Source organism: Chitinophaga sp. H8, from assembly GCF_040567655.1.
GTDB classification, from domain to species: Bacteria; Bacteroidota; Bacteroidia; order Chitinophagales; family Chitinophagaceae; genus Chitinophaga; species Chitinophaga defluvii.
In genome coordinates this window covers 173,687-189,027 of the sequence record NZ_JBEXAC010000001.1, presented here as the reverse complement: position 1 = coordinate 189,027, position 15,341 = coordinate 173,687, and the positions used below count along the sequence as shown (strand labels likewise).

Annotated in this window: 17 protein-coding genes; 9 read left to right on the top strand and 8 right to left on the bottom strand. The window is 44.2% G+C overall.

Translation table 11 applies throughout. The features are described from left to right. Positions 1-104 precede the first annotated feature (104 nt). On the bottom strand, positions 105-725 hold the full coding sequence (locus ABR189_RS00810; RefSeq protein ID WP_354658531.1) for a hypothetical protein: 621 nt from the start codon (positions 723-725) through the stop codon (positions 105-107). Between the two features lie 198 nt (positions 726-923). On the opposite strand from ABR189_RS00810, the gene ABR189_RS00805 reads away from it, so the two are divergent. Further along, positions 924-1,445, top strand: coding sequence for a hypothetical protein (locus tag ABR189_RS00805; protein WP_354658530.1), 522 nt, complete (start codon positions 924-926; stop codon positions 1,443-1,445). A gap of 77 nt (positions 1,446-1,522) precedes the next feature. Here the strand turns inward: ABR189_RS00805 and ABR189_RS00800 are convergent, their stop codons facing one another. The 4 genes from ABR189_RS00800 to ABR189_RS00785 form a co-directional block, all read right to left on the bottom strand. Beyond that, positions 1,523-2,173 carry a response regulator gene (locus ABR189_RS00800; RefSeq protein WP_354658529.1) on the bottom strand — a complete coding sequence of 217 codons (651 nt, stop codon included), beginning with the start codon at positions 2,171-2,173 and terminating at the stop codon, positions 1,523-1,525. Next, positions 2,148-4,097 carry a tetratricopeptide repeat-containing sensor histidine kinase gene (locus ABR189_RS00795; protein WP_354658528.1) on the bottom strand — a complete coding sequence of 650 codons (1,950 nt, stop codon included), beginning with the start codon at positions 4,095-4,097 and terminating at the stop codon, positions 2,148-2,150. The genes ABR189_RS00800 and ABR189_RS00795 overlap by 26 nt, the downstream gene beginning before the upstream one ends. An 86-nt stretch (positions 4,098-4,183) precedes the next feature. Continuing rightward, positions 4,184-5,170: a TolB family protein gene (locus tag ABR189_RS00790; protein WP_354658527.1), complete on the bottom strand. Its 987-nt coding sequence runs from the start codon at positions 5,168-5,170 to the stop codon at positions 4,184-4,186. 20 nt (positions 5,171-5,190) lie between these two features. After that, entirely contained in the window at positions 5,191-6,156 is a 966-nt protein-coding gene (locus tag ABR189_RS00785; protein WP_354658526.1) for a TolB family protein, read from the bottom strand. Between the two features lie 267 nt (positions 6,157-6,423). On the opposite strand from ABR189_RS00785, the gene ABR189_RS00780 reads away from it, so the two are divergent. The 4 genes from ABR189_RS00780 (at position 6,424) to ABR189_RS00765 (ending at position 8,462) form a co-directional block, all read left to right on the top strand. Further along, on the top strand, positions 6,424-6,822 hold the full coding sequence (locus ABR189_RS00780) for a helix-turn-helix domain-containing protein (protein WP_354658525.1): 399 nt from the start codon (positions 6,424-6,426) through the stop codon (positions 6,820-6,822). 88 nt (positions 6,823-6,910) lie between these two features. After that, entirely contained in the window at positions 6,911-7,666 is a 756-nt protein-coding gene (locus ABR189_RS00775) for an SDR family oxidoreductase (protein ID WP_354658524.1), read from the top strand. Between the two features lie 23 nt (positions 7,667-7,689). Then, positions 7,690-8,040 carry a DoxX family protein gene (locus tag ABR189_RS00770; RefSeq protein WP_354658523.1) on the top strand — a complete coding sequence of 117 codons (351 nt, stop codon included), beginning with the start codon at positions 7,690-7,692 and terminating at the stop codon, positions 8,038-8,040. Then, positions 8,040-8,462, top strand: coding sequence for a hypothetical protein (locus ABR189_RS00765; protein ID WP_354658522.1), 423 nt, complete (start codon positions 8,040-8,042; stop codon positions 8,460-8,462). Before ABR189_RS00770 ends, ABR189_RS00765 begins: the two co-directional genes overlap by 1 nt. Before the next feature lie 88 nt (positions 8,463-8,550). On the opposite strand, the gene ABR189_RS00760 is transcribed toward ABR189_RS00765, so the two are convergent. The 3 genes from ABR189_RS00760 to ABR189_RS00750 all read right to left on the bottom strand — a co-directional run bounded on the left by ABR189_RS00760 (position 8,551) and on the right by ABR189_RS00750 (position 10,831). Then, positions 8,551-9,057, bottom strand: coding sequence for a hypothetical protein (locus ABR189_RS00760; protein ID WP_354658521.1), 507 nt, complete (start codon positions 9,055-9,057; stop codon positions 8,551-8,553). Between the two features lie 18 nt (positions 9,058-9,075). Continuing rightward, positions 9,076-9,744: a sterol desaturase family protein gene (locus ABR189_RS00755; RefSeq protein WP_354658520.1), complete on the bottom strand. Its 669-nt coding sequence runs from the start codon at positions 9,742-9,744 to the stop codon at positions 9,076-9,078. Between the two features lie 196 nt (positions 9,745-9,940). Further along, positions 9,941-10,831, bottom strand: a complete 891-nt coding sequence (locus ABR189_RS00750; protein ID WP_354658519.1) for a phosphatase PAP2 family protein — start codon at positions 10,829-10,831, stop codon at positions 9,941-9,943. Between the two features lie 196 nt (positions 10,832-11,027). On the opposite strand from ABR189_RS00750, the gene ABR189_RS00745 reads away from it, so the two are divergent. From ABR189_RS00745 to ABR189_RS00730, 4 genes are all read left to right on the top strand, one after another. Continuing rightward, the gene (locus tag ABR189_RS00745) at positions 11,028-11,795 is read left to right on the top strand and encodes a DUF899 domain-containing protein (protein WP_354658518.1); all 768 of its coding nucleotides are present in this window, start codon (positions 11,028-11,030) and stop codon (positions 11,793-11,795) included. Positions 11,796-12,408: 613 nt separating this feature from the next. Then, entirely contained in the window at positions 12,409-13,656 is a 1,248-nt protein-coding gene (locus ABR189_RS00740) for a DUF2130 domain-containing protein (RefSeq protein WP_354658517.1), read from the top strand. Between the two features lie 96 nt (positions 13,657-13,752). Continuing rightward, entirely contained in the window at positions 13,753-14,382 is a 630-nt protein-coding gene (locus ABR189_RS00735) for an HAD family hydrolase (protein ID WP_354658516.1), read from the top strand. 323 nt (positions 14,383-14,705) lie between these two features. Next, positions 14,706-15,338 (top strand): DUF4136 domain-containing protein, encoded by a 633-nt coding sequence (locus ABR189_RS00730; protein WP_354658515.1) that lies wholly within the window; start codon positions 14,706-14,708, stop codon positions 15,336-15,338. The last annotated feature ends 3 nt before the right edge of the window (positions 15,339-15,341 follow it).

The window sequence follows — 15,341 nt, the reverse complement described above, 5'->3', positions numbered from 1 at the left end:
GAGGAAGCTCGTACCTTCTAAAAATTCTTGAATTTTGAGGGGATCAGATTCTGCCAATGTTTTCACCTTATATGGAATCGACTATCATACATTGCTATCCTCTGTTATATATTGTCCAGGTAACATTCAAAAAATGGTCGCTCTCTGTGAATCACTACTTCTTTATAGTCGTCAGGGTATTCAGAAAATGCGATTTTATGGCTTCTTAATTCGCCTGATTTCAAAACATAACTATGATTTATTATTTCTCCAATGTCATCAGCTGAATAACCATCCGGCATTTGAAAAAACGCCCAATGAAAAGTTGAACCGAAACTAAAGTATTTTCCATCTTTCATTTTTGCTGCAAATCCTGTCCAGCCCATTGTTGTTTCACCACGAATTTGCATTTGTATGTTTAAAGGAAACGCAAATCTACTTTTCTCAACGCTAGCAATATCATAGTCATTAATACAATTCCCTTTGGCTACAAAAGTCTTGATAATTTCATAGTATCCGAGCCCTGAAGAACGGTTAAAAATACTTTTTCCAACTCGCTCTTCTTTAAATCGTCTGATAGCTAAATTTACAATAGGCTTCGTATTGCGAAAAATGACACAAGGCAAAAAAGTTCCGTCTGTCAAATACACCGATGCCCTATAACTAGGCCCATAAACATTATCTTCCAAAGGTTGAATATTATCCTTTAAAAACTTAATGATATCTTCTGTTTGTTGCCGCTTCATTACATTATGACTGATGTTTTTTAACAATATTTTGTTAAGCGAAATTACGTTTTCATTCCCCATTCGGCAACGCCAGCATACTCATGCAATTTTTCAAGCTAAAAACTCCTTAATATAAAGTAACTTAGACCGCTGTTCCCTGAAAACTAAAATCTTAAGCTATTTCTACCCCTGTAACACACCCTAAACATACCTTTTATGAAAAAAATGATTTTATACTGTTTCCTGCTAAGTAGTGTGGGTGCATTCGCGCAAAGCATAGAAAAGAAAACTCCAAACAAGTCCGATGGGAGTACCACTATTTCAACAACAAGAGAAGGATTATACCTCCAATTAGGCGATGCCTGGATGGCAGTTACAGGACATACTGTAATAACACCCGAAGATTCAACTGCCTCGTTTCGCCTGGAATTTGAGGTAAGAGGCATGTGTAAAGCCAGCATTTCTCCGGATAAAAGCAGTGCTACCCTGCTGACTGATAAAGGAGAGCGGATTAAACTCTTTTATATTGGAAAACATAAGTCATTTACGCCTAATGACTTGTCTATTCAAATAAATTTCAACATTACTCAGGAACAACTGGAAATGTTATCCCAATCTAAGGTAACTGATATAAAAGTGGTAACAGACAAACTAACAGATTACCCTTTAAAAGCTAACAAACAGCAAACGATTCCCAATATTGCTAAACTGTTAATTAAAGCATCTAAAAACACCTAGACAAATTTTATTTCAGACGCTTTTACGGAGACGTATCGGGGAGATAATAAATGTCTATCATTGCTAGTTGCACGTTCCTATGCCTCCTTCATCAATCCCAGGGCGATTGCTTTTTTCACCAGGACTACTGCATTGGGTACTTCAAATTTCTGCAGCAGATTATAACGATGGCTTTCTACCGTTTGTACGGTAATAAAAAGTTTGGCTGCGATAGCCGATGTGGTCAATCCTTCTCCGATCCAATAAAGAATTTCCTTTTCACGGGCGGTAAGGCGGGGAGAACGTAAGGAGTTGTCCGGGGCGGAAAAAATAATACTACGTACCTCTTCACTCATCACACACTGTCCCTGCATCACTAATTCAATGGCATTTTCCAGGTCCTGCATAGAGGCATTTTTCAGGAGGTAACCATTGGCACCATTGCTCAGTACATCGTTGATAATATCTCTTTCTGTATGGTTACTCAGGGCAATCACCTTTGTTTCCGGATGCAGCCGGTGGATAGCACTGCATATTTCTATGCCGGACATCCCTCCGGGCAGACTGATATCCAAAAAAACAATATCCACATATTGCTGCTGCAGAAAATCCAGCGCTTCCCTTCCGGAACCAAAGGAGCCAATCACCTTCGCATGACCGCTTTTCCGGAGCACGCTCAACAGCCCTTCTATAAAAATGCTGTGATCTTCTATCAATACAATACTATAGTGCTTTTTCTCCTGTAACATTGATCTCAATATTAATGATAGTGCCTTGCTCCGGCCTGGCGTCTACTTCTATCTTTCCTTGCAGGTAGTGCACCCTGGAACGGATGTTAGTCCATCCTAATCCTTCTTCATAAGGTTCGTCCGGGCCAGGCATTCCTTTGCCGTTATCTTCAATTGTAATATAAAACCTGTTGTCACGCCCGCTGCACTGTAAAAATATATCTGTTGCGCCGGAGTGGCGTACAGCATTGGCCAGCAATTCCTGTACGATCCTGTAAATATCCACTTTTTCGGAATGAGGAATGTTTTCCGGCAGGTTCAGCAAGGCATAATCTACCCGCAGGTGCTTATTACCCATCGACCGGCAAAGTTCTTCCAGCGCACGCTTAAGCCCTGAACGCAGGAGCGCTTCCGGCATCATATTGCGGGCAATCCTCCTGAGCTCACGAACAGAATCATCCAGCTGCCCGATTACCTTTTCCAGGTCTTCCTGCTGACTGTCCTCTTTACTATGACTCACCGCAGATAAATTCAGTTTTACCCCTGCCAGCATTCCCCCCAGGCCATCATGCAGATCGCGGGCAAGCCGCTTCCGTTCCCGCTCCTCTCCTTCCAGCTGTGCACGGGCAATCTGTATTTCCTGGTCCTGCTGCAGGGCATACATGCGCTGCCTTTCCCGCTTCTTCCGCTGCTGGTAAACATACACAAAAAAAGCGGCCGACAATGCCACCACAATCCCACCAAAATAAAGCAATAACTGCTGTACCTGATTTCTGTTCTGTAACTGCAACAGCTTTTTTTCATGTGCTGCCATCTGGTATTTTGCTTCCAGCTCCACTATTTCCTTGCCCGTTTTTTGAGTAAAAAAGCTGTCCGACAACTGCGTATAGGCCATCAACCTTTTGAACGCGGCCGGATGATTACCCAATGCAGCTTCTGTTTGGGCCAGCTCATACAGGATCATCCTGCCATTCTGTGCAATGGGATATTCCTCATACACTTTATACACAGCTTCCAACGCCAGCTTAGCCTTATCCAGTTTACCCTGCCGCTTATACATCTCATACAACTCATACTGTATGCTCATGGCATCATAAGGGCGATGCTGTTCACTGGCGAGTGTTAATCCTTTTTCCAGAGCTTCCAAAGCCTCATTCCACCGGTGCATCCGGGTATAAGACATCCCCCTGATCTGATAATATAAGGGCAGGTACGATGAATCATTTACGGCTGTCAGAATATGATAGGCGGCTTGCAGCGGTGCATTGGCCGAGTCTGCATGCTCCTGTAAGGTATATGCTTTTGCCTGATTGATATAACATTCTGCCAGTACCGGCGTGTTATTATATTGGTTATTCAGCAGGATCTCTATGGCTTTTTTGTAATATTCGCCCGCTTTTACATAGTCTTTATAATTCATGAAAACAGCACCGAGGTCCATATAATTCCAGGCTACCCGTTCTACATCTCCTGCCGCCTGTGCAAAGGGAATGGCCTTTGTAAGCAGGATATCTACAAAAGACCGGCTATCATCCATTTGCTGATCCAGTGCCCCGTAATTATGCCATGCACGGGAGCGATACTGCAAGGCGGCAGTTGTGGTAAAGGGTGCCAGCAACTTATCTGCTTCCATGTACTCCTGCTGACTGATACCCCTATCAAAGCTATAGTAAGCGCCTGCCAGGTAAAAGTGTGCCAGTCCACGCTGGTAAGACTTATCTGTGGTATATTGAAATGATCTTTTGGCAAAATCTACTGCCTGAGCACTGTCCCTGTCGGCCCAATGATCAGAAAGCATAAACAGGATATGCGCCCTGGTACTGTCCTGTTCGCTGGTACCCAGTACTTTCAGCAGGCTATCTGTATAGGGGTCCTGTTGTAAGGATACATCATCACCTGTAATGCTGTTGAGTATCAGAAAAGATATGATAATAAAAGTCTTCAAGTCGCTTAAACCTAATTGAAAATAAAAATACAGGTAATATTGCTATTTGCCATCAGCCTGAAAGGTGCCACATTTTACTGGTATAATTATTTCCGCCACACAAAATCACCTACTACCGTTATCCCCAGCCCTCTTGAATCCGGAGTGGCTCCCTTGACTGTAGGATGTATCACACTGCTATTCTCTCCCGGATACGTTTTATACACCTTGCCATCGGCAGGGATAAAACACAGGTGATAGGCATTACCTCCGATATCACCATCACCCGGCGCCCGGGGATTGGCCTTCATAGCAATATACCTGCTATCAGGAGAAAAGCAGGGGGCCACTTCCGAAAAAGTGCTTTCCGTGACCTGATGAAAATCACTGCCATCGGCATTCATCAACCAGATATGCTTACCGGCCGACAAGGCAATTTTCTTTCCGTCAGGACTGGCGCTAACATACCCTTTCCAATCGTCAAAAGGAATGTCCCTTACTTTTGTTGCACGGTTAAAGTCTGCTGAAGTACGCCAAAGGCCTCCATCTTTTTTGAACAGAATAGTGCCTCCGGGTTCCCAGCTGATAGGGTCCAGGTACTTAAACTCATGTGTATTGCCATATCCCTCAATATTCCGGAGTACCTTTCCCTCCATATTCAGGATCACCAACCCATCATCAAAGGTGGGCATTAAAGCCAGCAGTGTACCATCCGGCGAAATATACGGCAGCCCGCCATGATTGTCATTTGGTTCGTAAAAGATCTCTTTTATCGTTGAGCCGTTGGAGGTATTAAAGATAATATAACGGGTATCAAAGCTGGCTTTATCTACCTGCTTTACTCCCTTGGTGCCATCCCAGCTGATATCCCAACCAGCGCCCAGCCAGTTGGGCAATACACCCGCCAATACACCGGTAGACATATTAAAACGGGTGATCCCTTCTGTTCCCTGTTTAATATATACCGAGCCAGGGCCATAGTTGTAATTGTTATTGTTGCCATTCCCTGGACCAGGGTTATCACCTTTCTTACAGGCGACCAACAGGAAAGTAAATACTACTACTGCTGCTACAAGATGAAATTGTTTCTTCATAATGAATATTTTTAAATTACTTATCGCCATAACACTCCTCCATCGCTGGCCTCGGGGGTATTTTCTCCTTTCTTAATCAGGGGAATCACCTTTTGGTCAGCCCCTGCATCTACATTATATTTCTTTCCGTCGGCAGGTATCACTACCAGCCGCCAGATATGCCCAAAGGGTCCGGTGGTGTGATAATCGGTGCCCAGTACTATCCATTTCCCATCCGGCGAAAACTCCGGCGCTACTTCTACCTGGCTGCTGGTGGATACCTGTACCGGCGTGCCGCCTTTGGCATCCATCATCCAGATATGATTACCGGCAGCAAAGGCCAGTTTCAGTCCATCCCGGCTTACGGACAGATCGCCCCAATCCGCAAAATTCAGTTCCTTTACTACCGATGCCTGGGTGAAGTCTGCGGTGGTCCGGCAAATCTTATTACCTATGCTAAAAAGCAGGGTATTGTCCGGCATCCAGTTCACATTGCCTTTATCGATCTTCTTGCCCTGAAAACTGGTCAGGTTATGCAATACCTTACCCTGCAGGCTCAGTACCATTAGTCCATCATCGAAGGTGGGTGGCACCGCAATCAGCTTCATGTCATGCGATAGTTTGGGAAAAGTATGATTGGCATAACCCGACTGCTTTTCAAAACGGCTGATCACCGTTCCATCTGCCAGGTTGGTGAGGGTGTAGATTTCCGTGTCATAGTTCCCGCCGCTCTTATCTTCCGCCTGCAGATATTTTGTACCATCTATGCTGATATCCCATCCATTACGGCTCACATCATCCTGCTGTGTAGTAGCTACCGTGGCGGTAGCCAGATTAAACCGCAGAATACCTTCATTTGCCCAGTCGTAATAGATAACACCCGTACCAAGTGGAGTAGGTATGCCGCCATTATCCGGCCCCGGGGAATCTTTGCTTTTGCTGCAGGAGATTAACAATACGGCAATCAACAATGGTTTAAGTACATGGTTTTTCATATGTGCAGTCATGATGCGTTTTAATACGGTATCACTTCAACAAAATAAAGCCTTTACAGCGGGCAGGGCAATCGGAGAAAACCTTACTTTTTTTCTCAGGGTTTTCCATGAGAACCCAGGTAGGGCGGGCCTGTTTTCTCTTCTGGCAGGACTGCCATAAGATTAAAAAACGTTATTTTCAACTATAAGGGTTAACTTTCACCTGTAGTATCAATTACACAATCCCGAAAGTTCACCATTACAACAATACCGGTTTATTGATCTTTACATCATTTTTTTATGCAAAAGACGGAAAAGATAGCAAAAACGGAAAGTACTACCCAAAGCCGCGCAGAAGATATCGTACATCAGTATTTTGATCTTTTAGATGCGCATCTGGATGATATTGTGCACGGCCGTGCTGTTCAAATGATGCAATTAAAACAGATTGCATCGCTGCTCTTTGTATCCCATTATCATCTTACTGATGTGGTTAAACAAACCACCGGGCATCATCCCTGTTATTTCTATGATCGTAAGATTATCGAAATAGCACAAAAAATGCTGGCAGAAACAGCACTTCCCATTTCAGAGATAGCGATCACCCTTACTTACGATCCATCCAACTTTTCGAAGTTCTTCAAAAAAATGACCGGACAAACACCGGGCCATTTCAGAAGCAGACAGCGAAATGGCTGACACCATAAAAATTCCCTAAAGTTCACCATAAAGAAACCCCGGCATCTTTCAACCTTTGCAATATTGTTCATCTACAAATACTTGCAGTATGGTAAAAAATGATCTGAGCGGTAAAGTAGTTTTAATTGCAGGCGGGGCTAAAAATCTGGGGGGCTTATTAAGCAGGAACCTGGCCGCCAAAGGTGCCAGAATAGCTATTCACTACAACAGCGACAGCACCGAAACCGATGCGGCAGCAACGCTGGCGGCTATCAAACAAGCAGGCGGAGAAGCTTTTATTTTTAAAGCAGACCTCACCCGGGTGGAAAACATTACCAGGTTGTTTGACGAAACCATTAAATTATTCGGAGGTATTGATATTGCCATCAATACAGTGGGAAAGGTATTGAAAAAACCTTATGTAGAAACTTCTGAAGCGGAGTACGACAGCATGTCAGATATCAACTCCAAAGTAGCTTATTTTTTCATCCAGGAAGCCGGCAAAAAACTGAATGACAATGGCAGGATATGTACCATCGTAACATCCCTCCTGGCTGCATTTACCGGGTATTATTCTACTTATGAAGGGCTAAAAGCTCCGGTAGAACATTTTACCCGCGCGGCCTCCAAAGAATTCGGCAACCGGGGTATCTCCGTAACAGCAGTGGCGCCCGGTCCCATGGATACGCCCTTCTTTTATGGACAGGAATCAGAAGATGCTGTGGCCTACCATAAATCAGCTTCAGCATTGGGTGGCTTAACAGATATCAAAAACATTGCACCATTGGTAGAATTCCTCGTGAGTGATGGCTGGTGGATCACCGGGCAAACCATCTTCGCAAACGGAGGTTATACTACCAGGTAATTTCAGGGAAAATTACACACACTATGATACTAAAAATCATCAACAGCCTGTTAATACTGGTGGCTGTATTCATGGGTTTCAAACAGGGTTATGCCATGTTTTCCGGCAAACCCGAAATGATGGACATGTTCAGTAAGTGGGGTTTTACCAAAACAGGATTAATGGCACTGGGTGCTACTACTATGCTATCGGCAGCACTGATCCTTTTTCCTAAAACCTTTGTATGGGGCAACTTCCTGATGGCAGCAGGCATCCTGCTGATTATCTGCTTCCATCTGCAGGACAAAGACCTGAAGGGAATGGCTATTGAACTGCCTTTTCTCCTCATGAACCTGGTTATCATTTACCTGCAACATCCATTAAAAACTAACTGATGAACAACAGGTGGCTATTAGTATCACTGTGTGTGTCCCTATGTGTTACCCTTTGCGGACAAACGCGTACATCATCATCGTCTACTGAACATCAACAAACTATGGACCTGAGCAAAATAACAAACGATACTGTGAAAAAAGCGGTGGAAGCACTACAGGCGGGAGATAAAGCCTGGTATACCTTCTTCACAGCTAATCCGGCAATGACCGATGACGGCACCAAAGTGGATTTCAATGATTTCTTTTCGAATGCACTGGGTAAAGAGAAGTTTCTGAGTATTGACAAAGTAGAAAATGACGGGAAAGAGGTATATGGGAAATTTCAGGCAGGCAGCTGGGGTATTTTTAAAGTATTCTTCAAATTCCATCAAAACGCACAGGGGAAATTTGATCGCCTCGACATCGGGCAAGCCAGATATTAATCCATATCTGGCTGCTGCGATCCCTGCTTTTTCCACCCACCAGCAGCTATACAAAACGGTGCCTTCTTCATAGCGTAGGTGGGATGCGTTATTTTCCTGACAACTGCCGCACCTGTTCAAAAAAGGCCTTAAACAACCGGGCCTCTGCTTCCTGATTAATCGCTACTTCTTCACTGCCCATCATACTGGCTGCCTTACCATTTACCGGAGGTACCTGGAACACAAAGGAATTGCCATAAATCGTTTTGAATTTATACAAGCCCGACAGAAAGGTTTTACCTGCTTTTTTAAAGGTTTTGGTATTGATCAGAATGGGAGCGCCATAACTACGCAGATCAGCATCTACCGGTACCAGCACTACGTCAATATTAACCGGGTCAGGTTTATAGCCTACTACATAATTATAAAAGGTATGACGGCTTCCTCCCGACAGGCTGGGGCCCGCTTTCATATGCTTTCCATATGCCAGCTGATACCCGTCAAGGGCATCTGCCTGCAATGACTGCATAAAGAGAGCTGCCATACGTTCCTTCGCTAAAGCATTCTCTGCCGCCGATGCCTGTAAAGCATTTTTAAGTTTCCCTAACAAACTCATAGATGAAAGATGGGTGGGTTAAACAGTCTGTGCAACATCCACAGTTTCCTGCTTTTCTGCTGCGGGTTGTTTCTTATCAAAATCTGATCTGAAAATAAGGTCCCAGAGCGGAGAACTTACGCCATATCCTTTCGTAGGCTCACTATAGTGATGCAGCATATGATGCTTCTTGAGATTTTTCCAGAACCTGGATTTGAAATTAGCATGATGCAATGCATAATGCACCATATCATAGACCAGGTACCCGATAATGAATCCGGTGAAAAATGCGTAAATCATATTTTCGGGCAAAAGGGCATCAAAGAAAAAATACAGGATCAATGCCATGGGAATGCTGGCAGAAGGCGGCATTACCAGGCGCTTGGCATCACGCGGGTAGTCATGATGTACCCCATGAAAAATAAAATGAATGCGCAAGGCCCACTTCGCCTTTGGTACAAAATGAAATACAAAACGATGCAGTACATATTCGGATAAAGTCCATATCAGCAGCCCTGCCAGCAGGAATTCCAGGAACACCCAGCCTCCTACCTTGATATCAAACAGCGCTTTCCAGGAAAGGAAAATAATCAGTGGAATATATACTAAGAGTGGTACGTAAAAGCTAACTTTTGAAAATGATTCTAAGAGATCACTTTTAAACATCCTTACAGAATCGGTCGAGTTGGAAACAAAATACTTTTTCATCTTACCAAAAAATTAATGTCTTTATCTTCCTTACGTTTAGCCTGGCTATCTATATCCTAAATGATGCCTGCAATTATTTCATCCAATAAATTTAATGAGAATAATGTCAGGTTATCCTATTCAGCTATTTTTTTTACAATTCATAAACGTTTGAGAAACCCGTAAGAACCGCCCGGTACCATCCGTATCACAGCGCTTAGTTCAATGGGAGTTTCAACGTAACCCCGCTATACTGCGGTGCATAGAATGGCTCCAGGGCAATACCCTTCTTTTTATCCTTATTGCGGTGCCATTCCGGGATCAGGATACCGGAGGCTGCACCTATCACAAATCCCGTGAGCACATCTGTTTTAAAATGCCTTCCGGCCTTCATCCGGTATAATCCTACCATAGCTGGCGGCACCGAAGCAGCCCCGTAAAGCAATAATCTTTTCCAGCCTTTTATCTGATGATAGTCGGTATATACTTTCACCAGGAAGAAGGTAGCCGTGGAGCTGAACGAAACATGCCCGCTGAAGAAGGAATTGCTTTTCCCTAATCCTATCCTGTCGGCCAGCGGTGCGTTAGTGTTGTACGTTAGTGGCCTTGCCCTTCTTACCGGAAATGTGACTGCAAAGTATACCGTATTATCCACCGCATGGGTAACCAGGTACAGGGAGAGCAGGTCCAGCCAGTCTTTCCGGACTTTTTTATCCAATGCCAGCAGTAAAGGACTGAGCACAGAAGCATTTAAGAAAAGATTGGAGGTTTTGTGCGCTGTCTGAAAGCCGGCAGGATCCCGGAAGATAATTGGCCGGTCAAAAGCATTGACATCCTGCGGATTCAGGCCCTTCAGGTCATCGGCAGTAAAGGAGGCTACCTTATCCAGCTCTTTGAACAGGAAGGAAGAACCTATCATGAAAACTGTTCCCGCTGGCAGCTCATACTTCCATTTCACGTGATATACCTTTTCCGGAACGGTATCCTGCAAAGTAAGTGCGGGGGGTAAAGTAGTATCCACCGGTAACAGTCCCCGGGGTGCTGCCATCGATTTGGCGCAAAACAAACACCCACCTGCAAATAAGATGAGCCTTAATATCGTATACATTAAATGCAATGTCAATTTAAGATAGCTAAAATTACCGGAAAAAACGGGATTCCCCAGCTTTTACCTTTTTTTAAGCCGGTTTTTCCTCCTGCCATACGCTTTTTGATTTTTGTCCCGATCCCCCCCTTAATATGGCAGTTCTGCACGTTATAATTTACAATCACTTTGCTGACCTTTATACTAAAATAAACAGGTTATGGAAAATTCATCCTCAATCATTGCAGCCCCCGGCATCCAGCCACACCAGATAGTATCCAGAGAAGCGTGGATTAAAGCGCATACGCAACATAGAGAACGTGAGCTGGAACTGACCCGGTTCAGGGAAAAGATCAGCCAGGAACGGCGCGATTTGCCCTGGGTACAGATCACCGAAAATTATGTATTTGATGGACCCGGTGGCCAGGTAAGCCTTGCCGATCTTTTTGATGGACGCAGCCAGCTTTTCGTATACCATTTTATGTTTGATCCGGCTTGGGAAGAAGGCTGTACCGGCTGCTCTTTTGTAGCCGATCATGTAGATGACTCCCGCATCCATTTTGAACAGGCCGACCTCTCCTTTGCTGCCATCTCACGTGCGCCCATAGAAAAACTGGAAGCCTTTAAGAAAAGAATGGGCTGGACCTTCAACTGGGTATCTTCCTTCCATAATAACTTCAATTACGATTTTCATGTGTCTTATAGGCAGGAAGATCTGGACAAAGGGCCGGTATACCATGATTTCAAAATGCGCAACATCAGGAGCAAAGAGCACCCTGCTGCCAGCATATTTATCAAAGATGAAGCCGGCAACATCTATCACACATTTTCAACCTTTTCGCGTGGTGTGGAAATACTGCTGGGCGCCTTCAATTTCCTGGACTGGGTACCCAAAGGAAGAAATGAACCCGGAGATATCATGGCCTGGGTAAAACATCATGACAAATACAACAATGCCAATGATGCAGCAAAAACCTGCTGCCACTAAATAATAACCAGACGTTCCCTCATAAGTACCCTGCCCCCATAAGGGACAAGACCAGGTACTCAACGGGGTGCTGCCTTCACAGGTGGCACCCCGTTGGCGTTTTACCCCCCTACTGACCCTTTATTGCACTTTTCTCCTATGTTTTTTTATGACAACTCCAGCCATAGGCCTATGTTTCAATAGGGATATCCCGTAGATATTCCGTATATGTCCCGTATATATTCCGTAGATATCCCGACAATAGTGTTAGTCGGGATATCTACGGAACATCTCTGGGTTATGTATGGTTCATACATGGAAAAGCCTGGAGATAACGCCGGCTTTAATCCGGGAATGCCATTACTTAACCATTAGTTAACCCCGACTTAATATCCGGCTAACAAGTGGTTACGATATTCATAGTCAGCAATGACAGGCCCCCGAAAAGCGTAACACCAGGAAAAAATCCGGCATTGTTTGTTAGCCCATTTCCTGCTTCCCTACAAGCCAACTAATCCCTTACCTTTACACGCTGTAAATACATTGCGTACTACAGGCATATTTTTAGCAGCACAATTCAGTTTTGACTATGGGAACATCAATCACCTGTCCTAGTTGCAAACACCAGTTTGTCATGGAGGATGCCTTTGCAGCAGATATAGAGAAGGAAATGCGGGGCAAAATGGAGTCGGAATGGCGGAAGCGCATGGAGTCTTTACAGGCGGAAAAAAACACCCTGCAAACAGAAAAAAACAGGATACTTCAGGAAAGACAACAAATAGAGCAACAGAAACTCCAGCAGGAGGATGAACTGGCTAAACGTCTGCAAGCGGAAAAGCTGAAGATGGAGGAAAGCCTTTCAGAGAGTATCCGCAAAAACCTGGCTGGCGACTTTGAAAACCAGCTGCGTCATCTGCAGGAGGCCAACCAGGAACAGGAAGAAAAACTGAAAGAGGCCCGCCGCCAGGAGCTGGATTTTTTACGTAAGGAACAGGAGCTGCAAAATAAAGAGCAGGAACTCGAAATTTCCCTGCAGAAAAAGCTGCTGGAAGCACGTGGCCAGCTTGCGGAAACCATCCGCAAGGAAGAAGCTGAAAGAAGTACCCTCAAGGAAACAGAATACCAGATGCGCCTGAAAGAGATGGAAAAACAACTGGAAGATCAGCGTAAACTGGCAGAGGAAATGAAGCGTAAAGCCGAACAAGGCTCTATGCAGCTACAAGGAGAAGTACAGGAACTGGTACTGGAAGAAATGCTGCGGCTGGCATTTCCTTTTGATGAAGTAGTACCGGTAGGAAAAGGCGTACGTGGTGCGGATTGTGTACAGCTGATCCGTAACCAGTTTGGACAGGAATGTGGAAAGATCATCTATGAGAGCAAGCGTACCAAAGACTTCTCCAAAGATTGGGTAGAAAAGCTCAAAGCAGATATGCGCAGCCAGGGGGTAGATGTAGCCATCCTTGTTACACAGGCTATGCCGAAAGACATGGAACGCTTTGGTGAAAAAGAAGGTGTATGGATCTGCACTTTTGCCGAAGTAAAGGCACTGGCTTATGTGCTCCGTGATGGTATTGTAAAAATATCCGGGGCGGTAAAAACACAGGAAAACAAGGGCGACAAGATGCATATGCTCTATGCCTATCTCACCAGTGGCGAATTTGCAGAACAATGGAAAGCAATCCGGGAAGGATTTATGTCTATGAAACTATCTATCCAACGGGAAAGAGATACGATGGAAAAACTCTGGAAAGCCAGGGAAAAACAACTGGAAAAAGTACTGCTCAATGCTGCCCATATCAAAGGCTCCATAGAAGGAATTGCCGGTACTGACTCTGTAGACCTGAAGCTGCTGGAAGATAGTGCAGACGAACTGTTGGACTAATATCTCCCCGGCAAACAGCAGGGGATTTTTAGATGTTGTTTGCCGGGCTGTTACAATTTAGCTTCTTTTTTAATTTGTTTATAGTACTTTAGAGGTATGGAAAACCTGGTATGCAAATCCTATTCTACTATCATATTTGACCTGGGCGCCGTTTTAATAGACTGGAATCCCCGGTATTTGTTCAATAAAATATTCAGTACCCCCGAGGAAACAGAGTATTTCCTGGAACATATCTGTACGCCAGACTGGAACGAGGAGCAGGACGCAGGCAGGAGCTTACAGGATGCAACGGAAATGCTGGTCAATGCCTATCCGGCTTATGAGGCGCCTATACGTGCCTACTACGGAAGATGGAAAGAAATGCTGGGTGGCACGATTGATGATTCCGTTCAGATCCTTTATCAACTGAAAGAAACCGGCCAGTACAGATTGTATGCTTTAACCAACTGGTCTAATGAAACTTTTCCCATCGCACTGGTACAATACCCTTTCTTACAGTGGTTTGATGGCATCGTGGTATCCGGCAGGGAAAAACAACGCAAGCCTGATACTGCATTTTATCAGTTGCTGCTTGACCGTTACAACATCAATGCTGCAGAAGCATTGTTTATTGATGACAACCTACGTAATGTAACTGCCGCCCGGAATTACGGCATTGACAGTATTCATTTCACTTCTCCGGAACAATTAAAAAACGCCTTATCTACGATAGATATTCAATGCTGATACTCTGCATTCCGCCGTTTCGTTTATAGCTACCTATTAATTGCCCCAATTCTCATAACATCACATAAGTTGCTGATATATAACCCACTGTACCTACAACCCTTAACAAAACCTTAGGAATATCTTAACATTTTCCCTGTAAACCTTTTGTAACATCAGACACTCTAAAGCGTTGAATAATAGAATACGCCAATGCGTTGAATATTACGGGGAAACCATCCATCATAAAAGTATGCCGATTGGCCGGCCGTTTCAAAAACCGGCATGTTTAGTGTGGTGATGTTTCCGGATAGTTTTAATAGCCCTTATAAAAAATGATAGATATGAAAAGAAGATTATTTTTAGCGAGTACAGTAGTTGCGGCATTAGCGGTACTGTCTGTGAGCAGTTGCCGTAAGGATCCATTAAAGGATATGACCGCAGAAGAATCCCGTATATACGTCACTAACTATGATAATAATGTAGACTTTAAGTCATACCATACTTTCAGTATCGTAGATTCAGTGGCTGTACTCAGCAACAGCAAGGATCCTAAAAAAGAATCAACCGACTATGACAAGGCTTTGATTGCAGCAGTAAAGAAAGGCATGCAGAATAAAGGATTTACCCTGGTAGATAAAAGTGCCAAACCTGAACTGGCTATTAACCTGAGCCGCATTGATAACACTTTCAGCAGTATTTATTACAACCCTGGTTATTGGAGCGGTGGTCTTGGTTACTGGGATACCGGTTATTGGGGATACCCCGGATATGGTTATTTCTGGCCTTCCTATTATACTGTTTACAGCAGGGAAAGATCAGTAGCCATTGATATGGTAGACCTGAAAAACAAGCAGGACAACAAACTTACTGCTATCTGGAACGCCATGTTCCGTGGTACAGGTGTGTGGAATACAGAAAATGTGGATAGTATGACCCAGGCAGTATTTGATCAGTCCCCTTATCTGAAGCACTAATTA